24 protein-coding genes are annotated in these 26344 nt (G+C 47.0%); all 24 read right to left on the bottom strand.

What is annotated here, in order from left to right:
• Nucleotides 1–163 precede the first annotated feature (163 nt).
• Nucleotides 164–1486, bottom strand: coding sequence for an anaerobic C4-dicarboxylate transporter (locus ABFC84_19125; GenBank protein ID MEN6414857.1), 1323 nt, complete (start codon nucleotides 1484–1486; stop codon nucleotides 164–166).
• Nucleotides 1487–1608: 122 nt separating this feature from the next.
• Nucleotides 1609–3099, bottom strand: a complete 1491-nt coding sequence (gene argH, locus ABFC84_19120) for an argininosuccinate lyase (protein ID MEN6414856.1) — start codon at nucleotides 3097–3099, stop codon at nucleotides 1609–1611.
• Between the two features lie 36 nt (nucleotides 3100–3135).
• Nucleotides 3136–3789 (bottom strand): trimeric intracellular cation channel family protein, encoded by a 654-nt coding sequence (locus ABFC84_19115; protein MEN6414855.1) that lies wholly within the window; start codon nucleotides 3787–3789, stop codon nucleotides 3136–3138.
• A 208-nt stretch (nucleotides 3790–3997) separates the two neighbouring features.
• On the bottom strand, nucleotides 3998–4750 hold the full coding sequence (locus ABFC84_19110; protein ID MEN6414854.1) for a GntR family transcriptional regulator: 753 nt from the start codon (nucleotides 4748–4750) through the stop codon (nucleotides 3998–4000).
• A gap of 101 nt (nucleotides 4751–4851) precedes the next feature.
• Nucleotides 4852–5547, bottom strand: a complete 696-nt coding sequence (locus tag ABFC84_19105) for a response regulator transcription factor (GenBank protein MEN6414853.1) — start codon at nucleotides 5545–5547, stop codon at nucleotides 4852–4854.
• 68 nt (nucleotides 5548–5615) lie between these two features.
• Nucleotides 5616–5891: an HU family DNA-binding protein gene (locus ABFC84_19100; GenBank protein MEN6414852.1), complete on the bottom strand. Its 276-nt coding sequence runs from the start codon at nucleotides 5889–5891 to the stop codon at nucleotides 5616–5618.
• Between the two features lie 81 nt (nucleotides 5892–5972).
• On the bottom strand, nucleotides 5973–7154 hold the full coding sequence (gene mazG / locus ABFC84_19095; GenBank protein MEN6414851.1) for a nucleoside triphosphate pyrophosphohydrolase: 1182 nt from the start codon (nucleotides 7152–7154) through the stop codon (nucleotides 5973–5975).
• 69 nt (nucleotides 7155–7223) lie between these two features.
• Nucleotides 7224–8825, bottom strand: coding sequence for a polysaccharide biosynthesis protein (locus ABFC84_19090; GenBank protein MEN6414850.1), 1602 nt, complete (start codon nucleotides 8823–8825; stop codon nucleotides 7224–7226).
• Between the two features lie 197 nt (nucleotides 8826–9022).
• Nucleotides 9023–9592 (bottom strand): stage V sporulation protein T, encoded by a 570-nt coding sequence (gene spoVT / locus ABFC84_19085; GenBank protein MEN6414849.1) that lies wholly within the window; start codon nucleotides 9590–9592, stop codon nucleotides 9023–9025.
• A 132-nt stretch (nucleotides 9593–9724) separates the two neighbouring features.
• On the bottom strand, nucleotides 9725–13015 hold the full coding sequence (gene mfd, locus ABFC84_19080; GenBank protein ID MEN6414848.1) for a transcription-repair coupling factor: 3291 nt from the start codon (nucleotides 13013–13015) through the stop codon (nucleotides 9725–9727).
• Between the two features lie 74 nt (nucleotides 13016–13089).
• A complete protein-coding gene (locus tag ABFC84_19075) occupies nucleotides 13090–13332 on the bottom strand; it encodes an anti-sigma-F factor Fin (protein MEN6414847.1) in 243 nt (80 codons plus the stop codon).
• Complete coding sequence (locus ABFC84_19070) at nucleotides 13329–13721, bottom strand: hypothetical protein (protein ID MEN6414846.1); 393 nt, start codon at nucleotides 13719–13721, stop codon at nucleotides 13329–13331. Before ABFC84_19070 ends, ABFC84_19075 begins: the two co-directional genes overlap by 4 nt.
• A gap of 139 nt (nucleotides 13722–13860) precedes the next feature.
• The gene (locus ABFC84_19065; GenBank protein MEN6414845.1) at nucleotides 13861–14793 is read right to left on the bottom strand and encodes a M23 family metallopeptidase; all 933 of its coding nucleotides are present in this window, start codon (nucleotides 14791–14793) and stop codon (nucleotides 13861–13863) included.
• Nucleotides 14794–14968: 175 nt separating this feature from the next.
• Complete coding sequence (glpX, locus tag ABFC84_19060) at nucleotides 14969–15934, bottom strand: class II fructose-bisphosphatase (protein ID MEN6414844.1); 966 nt, start codon at nucleotides 15932–15934, stop codon at nucleotides 14969–14971.
• A 78-nt stretch (nucleotides 15935–16012) separates the two neighbouring features.
• On the bottom strand, nucleotides 16013–16657 hold the full coding sequence (gene fsa / locus ABFC84_19055) for a fructose-6-phosphate aldolase (GenBank protein ID MEN6414843.1): 645 nt from the start codon (nucleotides 16655–16657) through the stop codon (nucleotides 16013–16015).
• A gap of 37 nt (nucleotides 16658–16694) precedes the next feature.
• Nucleotides 16695–17336, bottom strand: coding sequence for a hypothetical protein (locus ABFC84_19050; GenBank protein MEN6414842.1), 642 nt, complete (start codon nucleotides 17334–17336; stop codon nucleotides 16695–16697).
• A gap of 163 nt (nucleotides 17337–17499) precedes the next feature.
• Nucleotides 17500–17904, bottom strand: a complete 405-nt coding sequence (locus tag ABFC84_19045; protein MEN6414841.1) for a response regulator — start codon at nucleotides 17902–17904, stop codon at nucleotides 17500–17502.
• Nucleotides 17905–18018: 114 nt separating this feature from the next.
• On the bottom strand, nucleotides 18019–20376 hold the full coding sequence (locus tag ABFC84_19040) for a hypothetical protein (protein ID MEN6414840.1): 2358 nt from the start codon (nucleotides 20374–20376) through the stop codon (nucleotides 18019–18021).
• 24 nt (nucleotides 20377–20400) lie between these two features.
• Complete coding sequence (locus ABFC84_19035; protein ID MEN6414839.1) at nucleotides 20401–20985, bottom strand: Yip1 family protein; 585 nt, start codon at nucleotides 20983–20985, stop codon at nucleotides 20401–20403.
• Nucleotide 20986: 1 nt separating this feature from the next.
• Nucleotides 20987–21928 (bottom strand): signal peptide peptidase SppA, encoded by a 942-nt coding sequence (gene sppA / locus ABFC84_19030; GenBank protein ID MEN6414838.1) that lies wholly within the window; start codon nucleotides 21926–21928, stop codon nucleotides 20987–20989.
• Between the two features lie 134 nt (nucleotides 21929–22062).
• Nucleotides 22063–23667 carry a CTP synthase gene (locus ABFC84_19025; protein ID MEN6414837.1) on the bottom strand — a complete coding sequence of 535 codons (1605 nt, stop codon included), beginning with the start codon at nucleotides 23665–23667 and terminating at the stop codon, nucleotides 22063–22065.
• Nucleotides 23668–23778: 111 nt separating this feature from the next.
• Nucleotides 23779–25440: an arginine--tRNA ligase gene (gene argS / locus ABFC84_19020; GenBank protein ID MEN6414836.1), complete on the bottom strand. Its 1662-nt coding sequence runs from the start codon at nucleotides 25438–25440 to the stop codon at nucleotides 23779–23781.
• The gene (locus tag ABFC84_19015; protein ID MEN6414835.1) at nucleotides 25430–25867 is read right to left on the bottom strand and encodes a DUF1934 domain-containing protein; all 438 of its coding nucleotides are present in this window, start codon (nucleotides 25865–25867) and stop codon (nucleotides 25430–25432) included. Before ABFC84_19015 ends, argS begins: the two co-directional genes overlap by 11 nt.
• Before the next feature lie 234 nt (nucleotides 25868–26101).
• On the bottom strand, nucleotides 26102–26344 hold a 243-nt coding region (locus ABFC84_19010), incomplete at its 5' end, for a methyl-accepting chemotaxis protein (protein MEN6414834.1).

Here is a 26344-nt window from a genome sequence, read left to right as displayed (position 1 = left end):
ATTACACGATCCTCCACGACGAGTAAGTGTGTAGTAGCAAGATAATAATTATCTTGCTGTGCTTCTTCTGCTACTATTACTTATTCTGCTCCGAAAAAGCAATCCGAAAATTTTAAAAATTATTTTAATACTAATATACATAATAAATATAAATCAATATCATTTAAAAAAACATATGAACAATGATGAATCCGGTAAGTACACCTACAGTTGTTGAAACAATGCCCGGAATCATATAGCTGTGATTGACTACATATTTGCCTATTTTTGTTGTACCTGTTCTATCAAAGGCTACACCCGCAAGTAAAACCCCTGTACTTGGGATAATGAAATATCCGCAAACTGCTGGAAACATTGCCGCTATAGTTAAGCCGGAAACTCCTAAGGTAATACCTACAGGAACTAAAGCGGCTACTGTAGCGCCTTGGCTATGTGTAATCGCAGATGCGACAAATAGTGCAAAAGCAAATAACATTGGCTGTGCCTTAACTATTTCCTGTACTGAGCTTTTTACAATAACAAGATTATTGGCAAGCAAAGTATCACTCATCCATGCCAAACCGAAGACGCTTACTACACCCAGCATACCATTTCTAAATACTGAACCGGAAATAACTTTGTCGACATCAACTTTACAAGTGACAACCATTAACGCAGAAATACAAAGCATAACGATTTCAATTGCATTCGTCATATCTAGCTTAATAACTTTACCGGCGGCATTAACAACATCCGGTCTTAACCAAGAAAATGTTCCTAACAAAACAACGAGGAGTGCTCCCAATAAGAATATGCCAACTGATAATTTGGCTTCTTTCCTCTCTGCAATGGCATCCTTTTCTTGCGATGTCAGCACCGGGATCAATCCTTTTTCCATCTTTTTAATATACACAGGATCATCTTCAAGCTCTTTGCCTAATTTATTAACAACTAATGCTCCTGCCATGATTCCAATTAGTGTTGCCGGTATGGAGACCATTATTATTTGTATTAATGTAACACCCTGGGGAGCCAGCATACTAGCTAATGCAACGGTTGCCGCTGAAATTGGGGAAGCAACTACAGCATGTTGAGAAGCAATTACTGAAATCGAAATGGGCCTTTCAGGACGCACTTTAGCCTCGCGAGCGACTTCCGCAATAACCGGTAAAATATTGTATAATACGTTGCCAGTACCGGCCATAAATGTAAAGATCCATGCTATTAAAGGGGAAAAAAAGGTTACCTTACTTGGATTCTTGCGCAATAATTCCTCCGCTTTTTTTACGAGCACTTGCATACCGCCGGCTGCTTGTAATGTGCTGGCGGCTAAGACAACAGACATGATAATAAGCATAACTGCAATTGGCGGAGAAGCCGGTGCAAGTTTAAAAGCAAAAACTAATATTGCTAACCCAACGCCCCCGGCCATACCAAAAAATATTCCACCATATTGAGCACCAAGTATCATCACTGCGATGACGATTGCAAACTCCAATAAAAACATACTCTGTCCTCCTTGAATATCGTTTTCCCTTAATCTACCCTATATTGATTAGGTTTGGCACATAATTTTTTAAAGTCAATTTGCAACCAAATTATATGCCAAACCTTTATTTTAACTCTTTTTTAGTTATCTAAAATACTATCTACTTTCGCTTGTAGTGCTGCTTTTGCCAAATCGACTTTTTCAACTCGTTCCGCTAATTCCTTTTTATCCCGATCTAATAATATTGACAGCTTATGTAGTTGTTTTTTAACTTCTTTGAGGGCCGGTCCACCAGCGGCATCTTTAGAATTAACATTTAATGTTGGGTTTAACGCGTTTGCAATTTGCTCATTCGTCAAAGTAATTTTTTGGCCAAAAGTTTTCAACGCAAGCTTGGCTAAAACTTCTTTATCAATATCCTCGGAGGATTTTTTATTTTCAATCATATATGCAACTAGCCCTGCAACAATTTCATGTGCTTCTCTAAAAGAAATTTTTTCATATCTAACTAAATAATTAGCAAGCTCTGTCACTGTACAAAAGTTGTTTTTAGCCCGCTCAAGCATTAATTCTTTATTAACCTTAATCGTTTTTATGGTTACGGCGGCAAGTCGGACAGCCGCTTCTACTTCTTTTAGAGCGCTATAGTAATAACTAACAGATTCACAACTAATATCTCTAGCATGAGTAAAAGGAGTGTTTTTTAAGGCACTATAGGCTGAAACGAAAAATCCTTCCAAATGAGCGGCTTTTGCTTTTATATGTTCTAACGTCATAGGGTTCTTTTTCTGCGGCATAATGCTACTGCATACAGCTACTGAACCACCGACTTCTATATAGCCATATTCCGGCGTAGCCCATATATACAAATCATGCGCCATACGGCTAAGATTGTTCATCATTATACCAAAAGCTGCTTCAATTTCCATTACATAATCACGGGATGCAACTCCATCTAACGAATTACCCATATAATCATCAAAGCCTAATAGTTTAGATGTTGTATCGCGGTTAATCTTAAAAGAAGTCGATGCCATTGCACAAGAGCCAAGCGGACAGATATTTAATCTGCTATAAGCATTTATAATACGTTGATAATCGCGATCCAACGCGTGTAGTATAGCTGCAAAATAATGTCCCATAGTAATTGGTTCGGACGGCTGCAAATGTGTGTACCCGGACATAACAACATCCGAGTTTTTCTGTGCAAAGGCAAGCAACGCTTCACGTAATTCATTAAACATGCCACAAAGTTTTAAAAAGTAATCTCTGCTATCCATTCTGATAATAGTAGCAAGCATGTCATTGCGGCTACGGCCAGTGTGTTGTTGTCCACCAACATCCAACCCGACTTTTTTGATAAGATGCGCTTCCATATTGAAATATAAATCTTCAAGGTCATAATTTATTTCAAAGGTCGGCTTGCCAGCTAAGTCCATCTCTTTTGATACAGCTAGTATTTTTGTACAGGCATCTCTGCTAATAATTCCTTCTTCCATAAGCATTATGACATGTGCTTCATTGATTGCCAAAATAGTGGAATACGATCTTGTCATGTCATTACTAATGCCTGGTTTAAATAAATACTCAATTACTTCTGGTGCTGGTTGTTCTTTAATTCTCTCTCTCATATTATCAATCTCCTCATGATATTTAAAAATGACAAATCAATGCTTTAAGCAAAACTGATTTTTCATTTTTTCCCAAATATTAATTCCGTCTATTTGCTTTGAAACAGGTGGTAAATTTAAATTGTACTTAATGCTCACTAATCGCACGGTTGTTGTTACAAAAAAACATACATACATGGGTAGAGGTTGTGGTAAATATGGATATGTTAAATAAAAACTAAAAGCACCAATAATAACCGCTAATGCATAAATTTCCTTACAAAATATAAATGGTATTTCCTTGACCATAACATCGCGTATCGCGCCACCGCCAACTCCTGTAATTACCGCTATCGTAATTATCATTAACAGCGTATTACCATCATACTGGAGAGCCATATTGGATCCTGATGCCGCAAAAGCACCGAGGCCAATGGCGTCAAATACATTAATAACCGTATTATATTTGCTGATTTTCTTATAAATTAAACATACCGGTATAGCGGATATTATACTTAAAAATAGATAATTGGGATTTTTAAAAATCATCGGCGGCGTGTTGCCTAACATAATATCGCGAAAAATCCCGCCGCCAACCGCAGTCGTTATCGCTAATATAATTACGCCAAAAATATCCAGATTCTTTTGTACACCTATAAGAGATCCCGCTACTGCAAAAGCGATTATACCAACTACTTCACAGATGAACATAGTGCCCTCACTTCAGCAAATAATAGTAAATAAAATGCTGCATACGAATACCATGATATTTTTCAAACTCAATGTGTATATATACGTATATTATTATGTTTATATGTTCGTATGTCCGTACATATATGTTGACTTAATTTTATCAACTCATTTTTTACCTGTCAACTACATTTCCATGAATAATGTATACATATAATTCTACACTAATTCATCGTGGCTGAAATGAAAGCTTATACCGATCACCGCGAAAAACGCTCATCGCCAATACAAACGGTTTTCTTTGCTGATTTAATCCAACCTTTGTAATTTTTAATGCCGGCTGGTCCTGACTTACCTGTAACAGTGATGCCTCATAAGAATTTAATAGAACGGGTTCGACATAGGTAGTAAACTTTGAGATTCTTATTCCAAAATGTTCGGCAAGTAAATCAAATATACGTTCATCTAACTCTGTTTCTAGGAAATTCGGGAAGATATCTGCTGGTAAATACAAAGTTTCCACCGCAGCTGGTTCCTCATTAAATAGCCTTACGCGAATAATTTCATAAACTTTTTCCCCAGCTTCTACCTGCAACTGATTCGCAACCCAGGCCGGAGCCTCTATTATACTTTTACTCATAGGCACATGCTTAGTGCCAAACTCTTCGGGATAATAAAAATTTATAGTCAAATCTCCGGCAAGCTTAGGCCTGGCAACAAATGTCCCCTTTCCCTTTTTCCGTATTAAAATACCTTCCCGGACTAAGTCCAATATCGCTTGACGCACAGTGGCCCGGCTTACTTTATATTCATTAACTAATTCCATTTCATTAGAAATTTGATCACCAACCGCCCATATACCCCTCTCGATCTTATCCCGAATGATTTCTTTTAATTGATAATATAGTGGAATCGCCTTGTCGCCATTTAAGTACACTTTTATTCTCCTCTTTTCTTTGCCTGCATATTTTGTCAACTCCATATCAGCTCAAAGTTAGAATCAAAAAATTAATCCTTTTACCTAACTAACCGGACAGTGAAAATTTTTCAGTTCTTAAGAAGCCAATCCAGCATGATAAAATATTAAATTTCACGCAGCCGGTAACCTACGCCGCGAACGGTTTCAATCGCCTCAGCCAATTCTGTCCCGTCGCCGAGTTTGGCGCGGAGATGACGAACATGAACATCCACGGTACGGGTATCCCCATAATATTCATAGCCCCATACCTTCTCCAGCAGCTGTTCCCGGGTAAATGCCCTGCCGGTATTGGTGGTAAACAGTTTTAATAATTCGTATTCCTTCGGTGTAAGCTCCAGCTTATCCTTACCCAAATAAGCCTCATAACGGCTAAAATTGAGTCTTAAGGCACCGAGAACCAGCTCGCCTGCTGCCGGAGGTAAATCTTTTTGGCTTCGCCGCAGAACGGCTTTTACCCGTGCCAATAGTTCCCTGGGACTAAATGGCTTGGTCATGTAATCATCCGCCCCCAGCTCCAAGCCGATAATTTTATCAATTTCATCGGCTTTGGCGGTCAGCATGATAATGGGAATACCGGATGTTGCTGGTTGATTTTTCAGGATACGGCATACTTCCAAGCCGTCAATTTCCGGCAGCATCAAATCCAACACCATTAAATCCGGTTTATCCTGTTTGACCATTTGTACAGCGCTGCGGCCATTATCTGCCTCGCTGACTGTGAATCCCTCTTTTTGCAGATTAAATTTAATCAATTCCCGGATAGAATTTTCATCGTCAACAATGAGCACATTTCCTGTCATGCTTGTCACTGCTCCCCCTAATAAAGCGTATAGAAAAACCAGGCTCGCTGACCTGGTTTCTCGGTTTTTTATTTATTTACAATATCCTTGAGGCCCTTGCCAGCTTTAAATACTGGAGTTTTCGATGCCGGAATGGTAATCTCGGCACCAGTTTGTGGATTGCGACCTTTTCTTTCTTCCCGGGATTTCACTTCGAAGGTTCCAAAGCCGATGATCTGCACTTTATCATCCTGAGCCAACGCTTCTTCAACGCTGCTGAACAAAGCATTAATGGCTTTTTCTGCATCTTTTTTGGTTATCCCGGCTTTTTCTGCAACACTAGCTACTAATTCAGTCTTATTCACAAATTTAGCCCCCTCATCAAAATCATTACGAATAGCATTATTCGCTATTCATGTTTTTATTCCTGTCTGTCAGTAAAAAATTTACCGAAAATCACTGCTTTTTTTTACATTTTCCCGTAATTTTGCCTGTTCCCATAAAATATCCAAATCTGCCAGGCTGAGTTTATCCCAGGAAAGCCCTTGAGACTGCACCTGTTTTTCTATATACGTAAACCGGCTGACGAACTTGTTGTTGGTTACGTTAAGGGCTACCTCCGGCTCCAGGCCAAGGAAGCGGGCCAGATTGGCCATCGAAAACAGCACATCGCCCAACTCCCCCTCAGCGGCGGTCTTATCCTTATCCTGAACCGCTGTTTTAAGTTCGCGCAGCTCTTCTTCTATTTTACCCCAGACAGGTTCAATATCATCCCAGTCAAACCCGACTTTCGCTGCCTTATTCTGGAGTTTGTAAGCCCGCATTAAAGCGGGCAGTCCCGGAGAAATACCGTCCAGTACCGACTTGCGGTCCGCATTCCCTTTTTCCCGCTTTTTAATCTGCTCCCAGTTGACCAATACTTCCGCCGCATCGCGCACCGTAATATCGCCAAATACATGAGGATGACGGCGAATCAGTTTCTGCGTTACCTCATTCACTACATCCTGCATGGTAAATTCACCGCATTCTTCTGCCACCCGGGCATGAAACACAATTTGCAGCAGTAAATCCCCTAATTCTTCGCACAGCTTATCTCCGGCCTTCAGGTCAATAGCCTCCAGTACTTCATAGACCTCTTCCACAATATACCGCCGCAAGCTGCTGTGATTCTGCTCCCTGTCCCATACACAGCCGCCGGGAGAACGCAGACGGGTCATAACATCCACCAGCGGCTCCAACGTGAACTGAGGCTGCTCAGCAGGCATGTCCAACGTATTCACAGCCGGCAGAATACGAAGCGGGATCTTTTTTTCTTCCGCCAGCTGCCGGATAAAAGCCACGGTTTCTCCCCCGGCCAGAGGACTGCCGGGTACGGCATAAACCACCGATCCTCCCCCGGCAGCACGGGATATGCAGTCTTCGGCAATTTTTTGATCCGCTTTGGGATCCCCATCGTTCAAAAAATCGTAACTAATAAAGGAAATATTCCGGACCGTTATTTCGCTGACAGCCGGGTGCTTAGCTGTCCGGAGCAGCAGCATCCCGGCATTCTTCATCACTTCCAATGTTTCCACTGTAATTAAACCAAAAGGTCCGGGGCCTAACCCGGCAATTATAATTTCTCCCATAGCTTCATCCCTCGAATCCCCGGTACCGGCAGAACATTAACCGCGTCAACCTGCCGGCTACGGTACTTATTATTTCCGCAGCAGTTTCAGTTTTGTTAACAGGTTCACCATTTGCGGGCCAATCCGGGGAACGCGCTCCACATCCCGTTCCTGTACCCCCCCCAGCAGCAGTAAAACAGCGCCATATACCAGGCCGCCGACACCAATTGCCAGCAAAGTAGCAATCGTATTATGAAATGTCTTCAGCATAATCCCGTCATAAGTAAGCAGCACAACAGCGCCCATAACAACGGCGGACAAAATGGCTTTCCCCGTATCTTTTACATTCAGGCTGAAACCCACATACCGGTAAACAAAATACATGTTCAGCAAAGCCGCCACACCGAAATCCGCGTTGGTTGCCCAGGCAGCTCCCTTAATACCCCAGGCGGGTATGGCCGTAAGCGTCCAGCTCATCACGACTTTTACAAGGGCTGAAATCACCATATTCACCAGAGGAATCGCCGTATGACCCAACCCCTGGAGTACGCCGGTAGTTACCTGCTGAATCCCCAGCAGGACAATTCCGGCGGAAAGAATGGCAATGGAAGTGCCGGCATTGGGAGTTCCGTACAGCATCTGGGAGATCGGCGTCGCCAGCAGACACATGCCGACAAAACTGGGAATAGTAATTAAATTGGCGATCCGCATGGCCATACTAGTCCGTCGAAAGATTCGCTGCCGGTTTTGCAGCGTAAAAGCTTCTGAGATGGCCGGCACCAGACTGGCAGCCAATGAGGCCGTTAAAATAGTCGGTAAATTAATCAGGGCCACAGCCATACCGGTCAAATAGCCAAATAATTCAGTGGCTTGTTCCACCGTGAACCCGGCGACTTCCAGCCGGGCCGGGACGATTAGCAGGTCAATATTGGAGACCACCGGCAGCATGATATTGGCTAATGACACCGGCAGGGCCAGCTTCACAATCCGGCTGATAATGCTGACCCCGGATTCCTGCTTCATCACCGGCTGAGTATCCATTTTATGCTGAAATTTTTTGCGCTGCCGCCAGTAATAATAAATCAGGACGAGAAGGCCGACTGCCGCCCCCGGTCCTGCGCCGAAACTGGCTCCGGCTGCCGCATATTCCAATCCTTTGGGCAGCAGCATATAGGCCAGGGCAATCATGGTCACAACCCGGACAAACTGCTCACATATCTGGGAAACGGCCGTGGGCGTCATCATCTGCAATCCTTGAAAATAACCCCGGTAGCTTGACAAAACGGTAACGAAAAAGATAGCCGGAGCCAGAGCGGCGATGGCATAATAAGCCCTTGCATCCCGTACATAATGGTTGGCCGTCAGCCAGTCGGCGGCAAAATACAATAGAACGGTGAACACAACGCCGGTTACTGCCAATACCCCAAGGGAAATACGAAACACGCGGCTGGCGCCGCGAAAGTCGGATAAGGCAATTTTTTCCGCAACAATAATCGAAATTGCCACCGGAATACCTGCCGAGGAAATACTCAGTGCCAGCAGATAGATCGGATAAGCCATCTGATACAGGCCGATTCCCTCACCGCCCAGCAAACGAGACAGCAAAATACGGTTTACCGCTCCGATCACTTTTACAATAATACCGGCCGCTGTGAGAATCAGTGCGCCCTTTAGAAATGTATCTTTACTCACCTAAGTCCTTCCTCTCCCCAATATCACCCAAAACCAACAAAAAAACCTTATTACAAGGCATTATTTATTATAACAAAATATACCGGCTGATAAAACCGTTTTATAGGAAAAATATCGCTTACTTTTACTAGAAAGTGCACATATAGAAAAGTAGCGAACACTGTTCGCTACTTAAATATTCCCAAACAGGAAGTACCTTATTGGGACATTTGCTTGGCAAGAAACCCGGCGGCGGTTTCCGCTAATTTTGTTTCCATATCGCCCATTTGAACTCCCGGCTGCTTGGAACAGATTACCACTGCGCCGATGGCATCGCCTTCAACAATAATCGGGGCAATCACCTCAGCCGTAAACTTGCAGCCCTCTTCTTCGTCGTCGCTGTCAATGGGACAAGCCTTGCCATGCTTATATTCACCAGGATTGTTGATCAAAACAGCCTTACGATCATCCATGACTTTTTCCAGTAACTGGCCAATTGGTTTATTTAAAAATTCTTTCTTTGCCGCACCAGCGACAGCGACCACATTATCCCGGTCAGCAATTAAGATAATCTGATTAATTGCTTCATAAAGCGAGTCGGCATACTCTTTGGCAAAGTCGCCCAGCTCGCCTACCGGGGAGTATTTTTTTAAAATCACCTCGCCTTCGCGGTCAACATATATCTCTAATGGATCACCTTCGCGAATCCGTAATGTTCTTCGAATTTCCTTCGGTATAACTACTCTGCCTAAATCATCAATTCTTCTGACTATTCCAGTCGCTTTCACCAGTATCCCCCCTTTTCTACAACTTTTGACATTTGATTTCAGTGATAGTATATATCCCCGCTAACATTTTTATTCATCATTACCGTCATTTGAAAAAAGATTAATTATCCAAAAATTTTCACCGGTCTTTGCCTATTTCTCTTCCCTGCCAAGCAGCACCGCCAATAAGCCGGACAGCCATTTCAGCAGGGATTTTCCCGATATTTTAGTTGTTCGGACATTGATCCTCTCCGGCGGTCCGGGCAGGATTAAAATCCGAGTGGGAAAGATTTTTTTCAGCCTCATGATATTCTCTACAGTCACATTGGGCTGGTCGCCGAAAAGGATCTCCACCACGCCGGTTTTCTGAATAATCGAACGGGCACCCAACTCACGGGCCAGATTCTTGATCCTGGCCACCGACAGCAGGTTTAATACCGGTTCACTGGGTTCACCAAACCGGTCAATCAATTCATCCAGCAATTCCTGAATATGCTGCTCGCTGCGAATAGCGGCGATCCGCTGATATATTTCAATTTTATGCATGGCATCGCTAATATAGTCGCCGCTTAAGTATGCTTCCACATCAAATTCCAATACCGGTTCGGCAGCCGGCTCGACAATCTTGCCGGTCTTCAATTCCTGCACCGCTTCATCCAGCAGGCGGCAATACATTTCAAACCCCACGCTGACAATATGGCCATGCTGCTGAGCCCCCAATAAATTTCCGGCTCCGCGGAGCTCCAGATCCCGCATGGCGATTTTAAAGCCTGATCCCAATTCGGCAAATTCCTTAATAGCCTGCAGCCGTTTTTCCGCCACTTCGGTCAGGACTTTGTCCCGCCGATAGGTAAAATAGGCAAAGGCCATCCGGTGCGACCGTCCCACCCTGCCCCGCATCTGATACAGCTGCGACAGGCCAAACCGGTCGGAGTCGTAAATAATGATGGTGTTGGCATTCGGTACATCCAGCCCATTCTCAATAATACTGGTGCAAACCAGTACATCATCATGACCCTCGTAAAAATCCAGCATAACCTGCTCCAGCAGTTCTTCCGGCATCTGCCCGTGGCTGGTCTGAATCTTGGCATCCGGCAGCATTTCAGCCAGCTGACGGTGTACTTTATCAATAGTCTGTACCCGGTTGTACACAAAATATACTTGCCCGCCCCGTTTCAGTTCCCGCTTAATCGCATCCCGGATAATTTCATCCTGGTATTCCACTACATACGTTTGTACCGGGAACCGCTCCTCCGGCGGCGTTTCAATAATGCTCATATCCCGTGCGCCGACTAAGGACATATGGAGTGTCCGGGGAATGGGAGTGGCACTCAAGGTCAATACGTCAATCCCGGCGCTCATTTTTTTGATTTTTTCCTTTTGTCCTACGCCGAACCGCTGCTCCTCATCCACAATTAATAAACCAATATCCTTGAATACCACATCGGACTGCAGGATACGGTGAGTACCGATTAATACATCTATCTGGCCCCTGGCCACTTTAGCCAGAGTAACCCGCTGCTCTTTCGGACTGCGAAAGCGGCTTACCATGTCCACTACCGGGCCAAAGCCGGCAAAACGGGAACTAAAAGTCTGATAATGCTGCTGGGCCAATACCGTCGTCGGCACCAGTACAGCCACCTGCTTGCCGTTCATGACTGCTTTAAATGCCGCCCGAATGGCGACTTCCGTTTTCCCGAAGCCAACATCACCGCACAGCAGACGGTCCATGGGTCTTGATTGTTCCATATCGGCCTTGATTTCCGCCACCGCCGCCAGCTGATCCGGCGTCTCCTGATAAGGAAAGGCTTCTTCGAATTCTTTCTGCCAGGGAGTATCCGGCTCAAAAGCATAGCCGACCGTTATCTGCCGCTTGGCATATATATCCAGCAGTTCCTTGGCCATATCGGCCACTGCTGTTTTTGCTCTGGTTTTCGCCTTAAGCCATTCCACACCGCCCATTTTGTGGAGACGGGGGACCTCCCCTTCGGCACCGATATATTTCTGCAGCAAATGCACCTGGTCGGTAGGCACATACAATTTATCCTCACCGGCATAACGGATATGCAGATAGTCTTTATGTACTCCGCCCACATCCAAAGTTTCCACGCCCACGTATTTACCAATACCGTGGTTTACATGAACCACATAATCACCGATATTGATATCGCGGAAATAAGCGATCTGCTGTCCCTTAGCAGCCCGGGGACGAGGCCGCTTCTTCTGCCGGCCGAAAATATCCCGCTCGGCAACCACAGCCAGATGAGCATGGGGAAGTTCAAAGCCAGCCGTCAAAGTACCTACCGTAATCAGCACATTCCCTGGCTGAAGCGACGCCATTGTCTCACCGAAAACAGCCGGCAGGCCCTGTTCATTCAAACTGTGCTGCAGCAGCTCCGCCCGTTCCCGGCTGGAGGATAAAATCAATATGGCATAACATCGTTCTTGCCAGACTTTCAGCTCGCTTTCCAACAGCTCCATCTGCTTATGAAAGGGGGCAATTCCTTTGGCTGTAATGCTGATAATTTCTTCCGGCTGAGTGCAGGGTATCTTCTGGAGCATCAACGACAAATAGATTGTATTTACGAGCTGAGCCGCCGAGGCAAGTTCCGACCAGGCAAAAGTCCGTTTTTTTATCTCCGGATTTTCTTTTCCCAATTTGCTGATTTGCTCCCGAATCCGGCTGGGCTCATCCAGAATCACAACCGAATCAACCGGCAGGTAAGACAAAAACACGGCCGGCTTGCCGCTGTGTTCCGGTTCGGTTAAAGGAAGAATATCCGCTTGGTTCACATTCGCCAGAGAGCGCTGGGTAGCAGCATCAAATTCCCGCAAAGAGTCGATAGCATCACCAAACAGCTCCAACCGCAGCGGCTGCTGCCGGTTCACCGGGTATATATCGATAATACCTCCCCTGACACTGAATTGTCCCAGTCCGTCCACCTGGTCCACCCGTTCGTAGCCAAAAGACGTCAATGCTGCCAGCAGTTGCTCCCGTTCCAACATGCCTGCCGCATGAAGTGATATCCGGCTTCGTTCAAATTCCTCCCTGGGTAGAGCTTTCTGGATAGCTGCCTCTGCCGTGGCTAAAACGACAATTTGTTCCCCCCGTGCCATTCGCCCCAGTACATCCATCCGTTGGGCCGCCAATTCGACACTTTTTGCTACAGCCGTAAAAGTAACGATATCCACAGCCGGAAAATCGAGGACCGGAATTTCCGGCAGCAATGTTGCTAAATCCCCCCGCAATTGTTCCAAATTCTCCTGCCCGCCGGTGATAATTACCGTCGGACGAGGGCTAAATTGAAAGGCAGCCGCCAATAATACACTCTTTTGCGACGATGTCACACCGTAAATCCAGCTTTGCTTTTTTTGCGCAGCGCAATAATGTAAAGCTTTGGCGATTCCCGGATCGGACCGCATAGCTTCAAACAATTGATTCATAAAGCACCCCATCTACCCATAGTAATGACAAAAGGGGCTTTAGCCGTTGCTAAAGCCCTGATATATACGTTTCCCTAATGCAGAAGATTGGTTCCCTTATAATTGGATACCGGTTCCTCTGTAAGACCTAATTCTTCAATGCACGCATCGCACAGAGACTGTACATATATTGTATTGGTTAAAGAATCAATTTTAATTATATCCCGGCGTTCCTCTCCCGTCAAGCAGTCAAATCCCAGCCTTGCCTCATCCACCCGTTCGACTTCCAACGTGTCAATCGGAGCGCCGCAACATTCACAGGTATAATGTATTTTCATCTTTTCCCTCCTGAAAACAAGCGAATCACAGTAACATTCCATAGCAAATGCGTTAAAAGGCCACCGCTAAGCCCCAGCCAGACGCTGCTGCTGACAAACAGACACCCTATGGTAATTACGCCAAATAAACTATGTCCCAAAATACTGAAGAGAGGCGCTGCTGCACCGGCAGTGCCGCGGGTATACCAGTCATAACCGGCTTCCAGTATCCCAAACAATACATGGGTTGCTAGAATATCGGCCCCCAAATAAAAAGGCAGCAATGTTTTAGCGCTTTCTTCGAGAACCGGACTACAGCTGATTACTGTCACACTGCCAATAGAATGAAGCAGCCTGCGGTTTAATAAAAAGCTCAGCGCCGCCATCAGGCAGGCTATCACATACGCCATGGTCACCTCGTAATAATGGAAAATCGTGATTAGTATCGCCTGTCTTTTCAGAAATTATACGATTTTGCTTATGTCGCAAAAAGTCCGGCCTGCGTTTATGCAAGCCGGACTCATGGCCGGAATTCTATCAACCATACTATTAGGGTAAAACATTCATCGGATCGATAACCCGCCCATTTTGATGCACTTCAAAATGCAGATGAGGTCCGGTTGAATTCCCGGTACTTCCCATATAGGCGATTACCTGTCCGGCACGCACATACTGGCCGCTGCCAACTGCAAAACCGGACAAATGTCCATACAGCGTTTCATACCCCTGGGCATGTTCCATAATAAGGGTATAGCCATAGCCGCTATAATATCCGGTATAGGTTACCCGGCCGGACATGGCGGCGTGAATCGATGTGCCGCTATCGTTGGCAATATCGATCCCGGAATGAAGTCTTCCCCAGCGATAGCCGAAAGGCGAACTGATTTCTCCTTGTACCGGCCAGGAAAAACGGTTGGCAGAACCGCGGGATACTTGTGGTTTCGCCCTGGCAACCATAACTTCTTTCTTCGCCGCTGGTTTGGCGCCAGGCACAAATAGTTTCTCGCCAATGGTCAGATCTTCCGAAGTTTTTCCATTGGCCTGCATGATAATCTCCATATCCACACCATAGTCATTGGCCATACTCCATAAGGTATCGCCCATATCTACAGCGTGCAATACTCCCTTCTGCGGTAAAATCACCAACTGATCCCCCGGATGGATCTCTTCACTCAGTTCAGGATTTGCGCCCAGAAGTGTATCTACATCTATATTGTATTGGGCCGCAATTGTCCCCAGAGTCTCTCCTTCCGTCACAGTATGCGTCTTAATAATATTCGACATTATATTCGCCGGTGCAACCGGCTGCTCTTGACTGCTGTCCGGAACAACCGTTTCATCGGCAATATTTGTTGGTTCATTTTTCCCTTCCCGGGAATTCTCGACAGCCAGCAAGCTTATAGCAGCCAATATGGCTATCATAATAAGAATTGTTTTTTTTCGCCGATAATTCGTCCTTGTTTTCCCTTGAGCAAAATCCATTGCATCACCTCTGGTTAAAATTTAGCGGCAGTATTAGCATAAGCGCAATAACGGTAAAATATGCATAATCTGGCTTGCACTGCTTTGCCTGGCAGATTCCGCCTGCCATCGGCCCCCTGCCCCGCCGCAACAATCATGGGGTAGGCCATGACCTACCCCATCAAATGAGTCTGCTTTACGTCCGTTTTATAAATAAGTTCTTATGATCCAGCTTATGAATCGCATCAACAAACCGGACTGTACCGGATTTATAACGCATTACCAGAGAATGAGTCCGCACCCCGCCGCCAAAATAACGCACTCCATCTAAGAGGTCGCCCTGGGTAATAGCTGTAGCGACAAAAAACGTATCTTCCCCATGAACCAAATCATCAATTGTCAGTACCTTATTAATATCATCAATTCCCATGGTTTTGGCCCGTTCAATTTCCGCCTGACATTCCGGCATTAACCGACCTTGCATATCTCCGCCCAGACATCTTAGCGCAGCGGCAGCGATCACGCCTTCCGGAGCGCCGCCGATACCCAGCATCATATGAACCCCCGTACCTTCAATCCCGACATTGATTACCGGTGATACATCACCGTCGGTAATCAGCTTAATCCGGGCACCGGCCTCCCGGACATCATTGATAATTTTAGCATGGCGTTCCCGATCCAGAATAACCACTGTCAAATCCTCAATTTTTCGCTCCAAAGCGACAGCTACTGCTTTCAAATTTTCCTTTACCGGTGCATTGATATCAATCTTTCCGGCAGCCTTAGGTCCTACCGCGATCTTATCCATATACATATCCGGCGCATGCAGCAGCCCGCCTTTAGGGGCAATGGCCAGTACCGCGATCGATCCCGGCATACCTTTTGCCACCAGGTTGGTTCCTTCCAGCGGATCAACGGCAATATCCACTGCCAAGCCGCCGTTGCCGACCTCTTCGCCGATATACAGCATCGGCGCTTCATCCATTTCCCCTTCGCCGATAACGACCCTGCCGGTAATATTCACACTGTCAAAAGCATTGCGCATAGCGTCTACAGCTGCCTGATCCGCTGCAATTTTATTTCCTTTTCCCATCCATCTTCCACTGGCAATTGCTGCTGCCTCGGTAACGCGTACAAATTCTAAAGATAACTCCCGATCCATTGTCTTACCTCCTGATTTTATCCAAATTCCCCCACAAGTCCGGTCTCGCCTCTAAAAAATTATATGTCACTATTGTCTCTATATATTCGCCTTTTTCCAATCTTCCAAAAACCGTCGAATGCCAGCATCAGTCAAAGGATGCTGCAGCAGAGTCAGGAGAACCTTATACGGCACGGTAGCAATATGCGCTCCGGCTAAGGCTGCCTGGGTAACATGCTGCGGATGACGAATGCTGGCGGCAATTATTTCGGTATCAATGCCATGGATGGCAAAAATTTCGGCTATCGTTCTGACCAGTTCAATTCCGTCCTGGCTAATATCATCAAGACGGCCAATGAAAGGACTGACATAGCTGGCTCCCGCCCTGGCGGCAAGCAGTGCCTGATTCGCGGAAAAAATCAACGTCACATTGGTTTTGATCCCTTCGGCACTAAGCACTTTTACGGTTTTCAACCCTTCGGCATTCAATGGCACCTTGATCACCACATTTTTGGCTAAAGCTGCCAGTTCTCTGGCTTCCGGCACCATGGCTTCCGCCGTGGTCGAAATCACCTCGGCACTTACCGGCCCGGTAATCAGTCCGGCAATCTCCTGAATAACTGTTTTAATATTCCGCTTTTCTTTTGCAATCAGGGAAGGATTGGTGGTAACTCCCGCCACTACGCCCAGAGCGATGGCTTCTTTAATCTCAATAAGGTTCGCGGTGTCCAGAAAAAACTTCAACAGTAGCCCTCCTCCTATTATTTTGGGGAAATGCCAGTCAATGTTTGCGATGAAGATGGCATTGCGACATCAATTCAATGCTGTCCATCGCTGCCAAATAAAGAATATCCTGCTCATCCTGAGCCGGGACCAATAAGCGGGTACCGCATTGAGCACAAACTAACTCAACGCCATTTGGCAAAACAACAATTTCAACGGCAGCACTGCCACATTGACAGTAAACACCGCCTTTTTCCGCAATATCATGTACCCGGTTTAATATTTCCAGCATGACCCGGGGATTTTCAATATTTTCCCCATATTCGTCGCTGTCCATTTCCCGGATTGCATTATCAATTTCCCGTTTATGGTCGGCAATCGTATGCTCAATAATCTTGCGATCACCAATAAAGCCGATTTCCAGATTTTCCTGTCCGCAATAAATTTTCTCCATTTGAGCCCGCCAGAATTGTTTACTGTCCAGGCAAATAATATGATGGCTCTGACACACCGTACAGGGGATTCTTAATAGATATTGGCGACGACAGGCACTGGAAAAGGATGCCTGCCATTGACCGCAGCTGCAATACAATTCCCGCTGGAACGGCTGATTGGCAGAAAATCGGGATATATCGTGCTTTTGCAATTTGCCGCACCGTGGACAATACAATGCCATTGTAGTAACGGTATGAATGACCATATCTTTTCCCCCTTCCTGAAGCTACGCCTCATCTTCCCTGACCTAAAAGAATCTATTGTTTCAAAAGCCTGACATGAAGTCAAGCCTTTTTTTATTAATTCGCCAAGCAAAATTAAAATCCTGCCTAAAAAATCAATACCCTGAGGAAATCCCCAGGGGTTATTCAACCTATCTTTAACTGGCAATCAGCATTGCCTCTGCCGACAAGCTGTTCACTGACCATGCTGCATAAAGCGATAATATCAAAAGGCTTCGTAATATACGAAAAGGCTCCCAGCTGCTGGGCTTGATTCACCAATTCCAATTCACCGTAAGCCGTCATCATAATAACCCGGTTCGCCCGTCCCATACTTTTCAGTTCCCGCAGTGTTTCAATTCCGTCCATCCCCGGCATCTTCATATCCATTAGAATCAAGTCCGGCTGAAAGTCTTTCACTTTTTGGATTCCTTCATAGCCATTTGCCGCAGCAGCCACCCGGTAACCTTCCTCGGAAAAGACTTCCGTCAATAACCGCCTGATGCCCGGTTGATCATCTACGACCAATATTTTGGCTTTTGCTTCCGACATACTTGAATCACCTTGCTCCCTTTATTATTTCTTGTACATGTTTATTCGCAATCGGGGACAAATATCCTTCTTCTTTTTGTAAAATAATGGAATTTTTATTTTATTTTTAATCGTTTACTTTCCACAGCAAAATACCCGCACTTTATCTCTAGCCATCTTCCAATACGTCATGATCCGATAAATCCCTGTATTATGATAAACTTTCATGCTATAAACCGCTTTGCCATCATCAACAATCAAGGGCATATCGTTGCCGGGTGTCGGCAGACCAAAGGTGCTGTAAATAACCTGGCCGTTTTTTAGAACAGCAATTCGGTAAGCGCTGTCCCGCAGATAGAGTGGATATTTTACAGTGACCCTGTGAGGATGAACTGCATCCCGGGGAATATCCCGGCCCAGAATGTCCACCTCATATTCGTCCCAGCCCCAGCCTTTATCCAGCAGCTTGCCGTAAACCGCAACCGGCTGGGGTGTGTAATAGTCCAAATAAGCCCGTACCAGCTGACTGGCCGTGGCAAAAGTCAGCCGACCTGCAGCAGCATATTGTTCCAGATAGGCCAAATGATCATCAATGGCCTGGAACTGTCCGCCTTCCGTACTCCGCCAGTCCCCCTGCCCCATGACGAACATAGCATGGGTAAAGCCAATAATAGCATGAACACCCGGCTTAATTCCGTCCGGGCCGGTAAAATAAGCTATTCCCGCATCGGCTTTTCCGTTCATAACAGCCGCAGTTTGATTATTATACATAATAGGATCACGGGGAGTCGGCCGGAACTCCACCAATCCCAGCCGGGACAAATCCGCTGCAGGATGGTTGATATCCTCCGGCGCGGCGAAATAAATTTCCCGGCCGTAATCGCCGGCTGTCATTCCGCCAATATTGCCATCAGCGTCACTGGAACCCCACAAGCCCACTTTCCGATACGCTGCGGTGCTCATACTTTGATCATCAGCCCCGCTGCCGAAATCAAAAGACCCGGCCCGGGACGTAAGCAATTGCCCCTGGGGCGATTTTTCCGTCAATTCAGCTAAAATGCGCTGATAGACATACAGCAGCCCAGTCCGGCTGGCGGGATCGCTAAAATCTCCTGCCGTGGACACCGAATGAGCCCAGCCGTGCTTCAGATGGTTAGCCCACAGCCCGTCAACCGCCGGATTGAAGGATAATACGTTGCCAGGCAAATACGGATCGTAATCGGTATGCATGTGTACGCCATACTCATGACCCCGGGCAGCCTGATTTTCAACCGACCGGCGGATAGCAGTCACTGTCTCGGCCCATTGTCCGGTAGTCGACTGCCCGGCTGCCCATTCGGCAGCCCTTACCGCCGGCCAGGCAATATAATGGGTCCATTTGGCGCCATGCTTTTCGGCAATCCGGTTAAGCGCTTCCGCCTTGTCAACCATTTGCGTCTTAAATTCTTCCGGCTCCAGCCAGCCGTCGCCATTGCCCCAGGCAGTGGGATAACCGGCCGAATCAATAGGTTCCAGATCCTCGGTCATCACATAAAAAATTTTCCCCGGCCGGCGATCCGCAACCGATATCATGACCGGCTGCGGCAAGGGAAGACCGTCAACAGCAAATCCCGTCTCCCAGGCTTTCCCCAAATTAACCTCGTCAGACCGCTGGGCTTTCACCTGCCAGGAGAGCTGTTTTTTCTCACCCGGCGCCAAAAAATCAATTTCTTTTGCAGCAGAATCCACGGCGGTGATTCCGTAGCCATACGGCTCCAGCAAGGTGATTGCTGCATCGGTTATCGGCTGACTGCTCACATTTTCAAATTGAGCCGCTACCGCAATCACTTCACCCTGCCGCGCCGAATATTGACTGGAAGAAGGCGTGACTTTTATCATCCGGTTTTTGTCCCGCTCCATTTGCAGCCGGCTGATGAAGGCATGCTGTCCCTGTCCGACAATCACGCTGAGCCGGTAGCGCTGAATGGGAAGGGAAGAATCGAATTGATATTGCGCCAGCAAATCGGCAATCGGATAGGAATCTCGGATCCACTCGCCTTTATAGTTAGAATCATAGCGGGCATCCAGCCATTTAGCATTTGCTGAATCAGCCGGCATGCTGCCGCTGAATATCCAACCCACCTGCTTGACAATTTGTCCCTGTTTGTCCAAAGCGCTGATTTCCACCCGTCCCGTTCCCTGAGTCGATAGAAACTGCAGTCCCAATTTAGCCAAAACTGCCCGATCGGCAGTTTCCTCGGTAAAATATTCAATCTGACCTGTTCCGCCTGCCGCCAATTCCAGCCAATGTCCCTCTTCCGGCTGAACGGACCTGACAACCCGAATCAGGTTGCCATCTCCCTGCTGCTGTATATCTGCCGGAATATTCCAATTGGCCAGTTCCTGCTCCGGCAACGGTGTCAGACCGACAGCCGGCAGTTGCGGCCCGGCGGCGCAGCCGCCAAGCAGCAGCGCCGCCAGCAGGCCCCCGATCATTACGATTCTATGCTTCATCTTCTTCGACTCCCATAATGATATTTATAACCAGGGGGGCATGACGGAAAACATCGTCGCTCCCAATATCGCCACCATCGCTGCAGCCACGGCAACGATCAGCAGCAGCGGTGTTAAGAGAATCAGTACTGCCTTTGATCCGGAAACAACGTGAGCGCCCCGAATAGCTTCCACATCTAACGCCAATATCCAGATGGCAATAGCCAAGCCGGTAACCGTCATCAGCAGCGGCCTGATTCCCTGTGGCATCAGTGCTGCCAGTACCCAGAGAGGTACGATAAAAATCCGGGGGATATTGGCAAAGCCCAGCGCCGCCAGCAGTCCGACGGCTGTTCCCCTGCCACCGAGTATTTCAGCAATCAAATGCCATAAAGCAGCCCCAACAAACCACAGCAGCAGACTGCCTATAACCTGTAATAAAATCAGGACATGAATCGCTTTTTCCATGCCGGCGGCCTTAAAGCCAAAATAAACGGCCCATAAAGGAATAATGACACTTAGCAAAAAAGCGGCCAGGGACTGCCCCAGTTTTTTATCAGCGGCGATTTCCCGCATTGCCCTGGAGGGATGAAACAAAACATCGTACAGCGTTTCAAAAAACATCCCCATATCATTCACCCCATTTTTCCGGCATCGCCAATGGTGCGGTAATTGGCGCATCGTTTTTTAACTGTTTAAATAACAGCTTATCCAACAGTTCCATTTTGTCACTGGTCCCCAGTAATACTTGCAGCGGGCTGACTTTACCGTATTCCTTGATTTCCGGCTTTCCCTGAATTCCCGCCATTGCTGCCGTACCATCAACAGCATCATACAGGTTTCCCAGTTCATCCACCAGGCCCAGTTCTTTGGCCTGATTGCCGGTATAAATGCGTCCGTCGGCCAATTGACGTACTCTTACCGGGTCCATCTTTCGGCCTTCGGCAACCACAGTAACAAATTGGTTATACATATCGTCTACCATGAGCTGGATTAAAGCCCGCTCCTCCCCGGTCATCTGCCGATCGGGAGATAAAATATCCTTGTGGGGACCGCTTTTAATTTTTTCCTGCCGTATGCCGATTTTTTTATATAGTTCTTCCCAATTGGCATAGGGCATATAAACGCCGATACTGCCGGTCAACGTGGCAGGATTGGCATATATCCTGTCGGAACAGGCCGCCAGCCAGTAGCCGCCTGAAGCAGCCACATCTCCCATGGAAGTAACCACCGGTTTACCGCCGGAACGCAGTTTCTTGATTTCCTCCCCCACTTCCTGGGAGGCCGGTGCACTGCCGCCCGGGCTGTTGATCCGGAGGATAACGGCTTTCACCGAAGAATCATCCCGTGCTTCGTGGAGCTGTTTAATCAAATTATCGGTGCCGCCATATTCAGACAGCAGGGTATTCTGCCCCCGTCCGCCGATAATAACTCCTTCCACATAAATAATGGCGATTTTGGGTTTCTCTCCGGCCATTCCCCGCTGTTTCAGCCGGGGCGTTACAAAGGCCGCCGCCACTAACGAAATAATGACCACGATGCCGATAACCAGTACGACCGATCGTTTATACATTCAGTTCCCTCCTACCGATTTTTCTCCGTGTTCCCGCGGTTAGCGTTCCCTATTTTCATTCTCCGTTATGCCCCTGTAAGGCAAAAAGGAGGCTGATAGCACAAAAACCGCCGGACCGCCGACGGTTTTTTATGCTACTTATTATTCAGAGCTGCTTTGACAAAGTCTCTGAAGAGTGGATGCGGATTAGTCGGACGGGATTTAAATTCCGGATGAAATTGAGTGCCGACAAACCAGGGGTGATCTTTTAACTCCACTATTTCTACCAGGCGCCCGTTAGGCGATGTACCCCCGATCACCAATCCGGCCGCCGTTAGCTGTTCGCGATAGACATTGCTGAATTCAAACCGGTGGCGATGCCGTTCATAAATAAGTTCGTCCTGATAAGCCTTTTGGGTCAGCGTACCTGCCATCACCTTACAGGGATAAACCCCAAGCCGCATGGTGCCGCCTTTTTCCTCCACCGCAACCTGATCCGGCATCAAATCAATGACCGAATAGGGCGTATCCGGATTAAATTCCGTACTGTGGGCACCTTCCAGGCCGCAGACATTGCGGGCATATTCGATCACCGCGCACTGCATCCCCAGGCATAAGCCGAAATAAGGAACCTTATTTTCCCGGGCATAGCGAATGGCATTCAGTTTACCCTCGATTCCCCGGTCGCCGAAGCCGCCCGGTACCAAAATACCGTCCACATCAGCAAAATATTCTTCTAGGTCGACATTGGTAGCTTCAATTTCCTCGGCATTTACCCATTTTATATTAATAGCCGCATCATTGGCAATACCGGCATGGCGAAGTGACTCCGACACGCTCATATAGGCATCCTGCAACGCCACATACTTACCGACAATCGCAATAGTAACCGTTCGCGACAGGCAGAGAATTTTATCCACCATTTTACGCCATTCCGTCATATCAGACTCTCTCGTCTGCAGGCCAAGCTTCTCCAGGGCAATCCGATCAAGCCCCTCCGCCTGCATCATCAGCGGTACCTGATAAATACTGTCGGCATTTAGATTTTGAATCACGGCATTTACATCAATGTCACAGAACAATGCCATTTTATCCCGCATTTCCTGAGAAATCTCATGTTCAGTGCGACAAACGATAATGTCCGGCTGAATCCCAATACTGCGCAGTTCTTTTACGCTATGCTGAGTAGGCTTGGTTTTTAGTTCACCGGCAGCAGAAATATAGGGAACCAAAGTTACATGAATATAAAGAACACCATTCCGGCCCACCTCTTTCTTTACCTGGCGAATGGCTTCCAAAAACGGCAGGCTCTCAATATCGCCCACCGTACCGCCGATTTCGGTAATTACAATATCCGCGTTGTCTTCCTTACCCACCCGGTAAACCCGTTCTTTGATTTCATTAGTGATATGAGGAATCACCTGAACGGTACTGCCCAGATAATCACCTTTGCGTTCTTTATTGATAACCGACAGGTAAATTTTACCGGCGGTAACATTGGAGCTCTTACTTAAATTAATATCGATAAACCGTTCATAATGTCCCAAATCCAAATCCGTTTCCGCTCCGTCATCCGTGACAAAAACTTCGCCATGCTGATAGGGGCTCATCGTTCCCGGATCAATATTTATGTAGGGGTCAAATTTCTGAATGGTTACTTTCAGCCCCCGGCTTTTCAACAAACGCCCCAGTGATGCTGCGGTAATTCCTTTACCAAGTGAAGATACAACCCCCCCGGTAACAAAAATATACTTTGCCATCCTATTTCCTCCTAAAAATGCCTCTGGCATTATTATACCCTTGCCGTAAGGGCTTATTTTCTTAAACACTCTGCCCGTAATTTTACTCTTCACCCTAAAAGGTGTCAAGCCTTACATTTTGTCCGGAGCGTCAATTCCCAAAATCCCCAAAGCATGACGAATCACTGCCTGCACCGCTGTTACCAGTGCCAGACGAGCTGATTGCAGTTCAGGCTCAACACCGATAATCCGGCATTGATTGTAAAAAGTATGAAACAGTCCGGCCAACTCGTGAACATAGCGAGCAATCCGATGCGGCGCCCGTTCCTGAGCCGCAGCTGTAATTTCCGCCGGATATTCCCCCATCTTCTTAATCAAATCGATCTCGGATTCGCAGCTTAGCAAACGCAAATCCGCCTTCGCCCAGCCGGAGGAAATGCCGGCTTCAGCCGCCTGGCGGAATATGCTGGCAATTCGGGCATGAGCATACTGGATATAATACACCGGATTCTCGTTAGAGTTGGCTTTCGCCAAGTCCAGGTCAAAATCCAGCTGACTGTCGATGGAACGCATAATAAAGAAAAACCGGGCCGCATCCCGGCCGACTTCTTCAATGAGTTCGCTTAAAGTTACACTCTGACCGGTACGTTTGGACATCTTCACCAGTTCACCATTCTGATACAGGCTAACCATCTGCAAAATCAGTACTTCCAGATGATCCGGCGGATAGCCCAGTGCAGCAATGGCGGCTTTCACCCGGCAGATATAGCCGTGATGATCGGCTCCCCAAATATTGATGATCCGGTCAAACCCCCGGTCAAATTTATTCCGGTGATAGGCAATATCGGCAGCCAGATAGGTGGGAATCCCATTATCCCGGATGACTACCCGGTCTTTATCATCGCCATAGGCGGTGGACTTCAGCCATAAAGCACCCTCTTGCTCATATATGCTGCCATTTTCTTTCAGAATGGAACAGGTTTCGGCAATTGCACCGCTTTGATGCAGCGTCCGTTCGCTGAACCATACATCAAAATGAACATTAAAAGCTGCCAGATCCTCCTGCAAAGCCGCCATTTTTTCCTTGAGCGCCAGCTCTTTAAACAGCGCCAAACGCTTTGCCGCCGGCAGTTTAAGATATTGATCCCCATCCCGTTTTATCAGTCTGCGGGCGGTATCAATAATATCCTGGCCATGATAGCCGTTTTCGGGAAACTCCGTCTCCTGCCCCAGCAGTTCCAGGTAGCGGGCATTGACGGAAGCCGCCAGATTGTCGATCTGATTGCCGGCATCGTTAATATAATATTCACGTTCCACCTGATAGCCGGCTGCTTTCAGCAAATTAGCCAACGCACTGCCCACTGCCGCTCCCCGGCCATGGCCCACATGGAGGGGCCCGGTGGGATTCGCGCTGACAAACTCAACCTGCACCCGTTGTCCCTTACCAACAGCAGTATTGCCATAGTTCTGTCCCTGGCGTAAAATTTCCGACAACAGTTCATACAGCCAATCCGGTTTCAAATAAAAATTAATAAAACCCGGACCGGCAATCACCGTCTTCTCCAACCAGGGAACTTCAAGCCGTGCCGCCATCGCCTCAGCAATCAGCCGGGGATTCTTCTTAGCCGCCCGAGCCGTCTGCATGGCAAAATTTGTGGCGAAATCGCCAAATTCTTTCTGCGGCGGCACCTCCAATAGAACGTCCGGCAGCTTGTCCGCAGCAAAAGCCCCCTCTGCCATGGCCTGCTCCGCCGCCTGGTGAATCGCCTGCCGCAGCATTTCCTTAATGTCCACAGTTTTGTCCCTCCCGTACATTGATGGACAGGGTGTTCTCACTCTGCCACTGTCCATTGACTTCCAATTCATAACAAATATCGATAGCAGCCGAGGCAACTCCGAATGTCACATCCATCCCCTTAGTCAAAACGGCTAATTGCATTGTACCGAAGGGCGTAGCATAGGTGCTGTGACTTTTTTCACCTAAACGAAATTCCTGTTTTTGCTCCAACCCGCCCATGCGAACTAAAACCACATGATCCGGATACACCTTCAGCATGGTCGTAACATCAAGGGCTGCTTCTGCCAGTTCTCTGTCCTGGTAAATAATATAGTCGATACCGTTTTTGCGGTAATAATGCCCGATATTAACCGATTCAATGCGGTTTTCTTCCCCGTAAACATCTTTTTGAGCCCCGATAACCGTCACAACAACATATTCCATACATCTCACCTTTCAGCATGAATCTATTATAGCGTACTCGGCAAGTATTGCCAACTTCTAATCAGCCGAAAACCCCGTAGAAATTAATAACGGGCTGCGGAACACTTATCACTAAGTTTTCCTGCAGCCCCTTTGCTAACCAGGACAATTATTGTCTTTTGTAATACCGCTATTTTAAACAAATCATGCTATCAAACAAAATATCACCAAAAAATCGATTCGCCGATCAGATTGCTATTTTTTATCAAACAAACCCACCAAATCATTGGTAGAATTTTGCATGGATTCTATCATATGAATAATATCCTGCATCGCTTTCGCCTGTTCGCCGGAAATGGCCGCCGACTGGTTAATGCCGTCAATGACTTTTTGAATGGCCGTCTGGATTTCCTGCAGGATCTTATTAATATTCTCCGTAGCATCGGCGCTGCTTTGAGCCAGCTTCTGCATTTCCTGGGCCACCACGGCAAAGCCGCG

It is taken from the genome of Veillonellales bacterium (assembly GCA_039680175.1).
In the GTDB taxonomy this organism is placed as follows: Bacteria; Bacillota; Negativicutes; order JAAYSF01; family JAAYSF01; genus JBDKTO01.
This window is presented reverse-complemented; position numbering and strand designations above follow the sequence as displayed.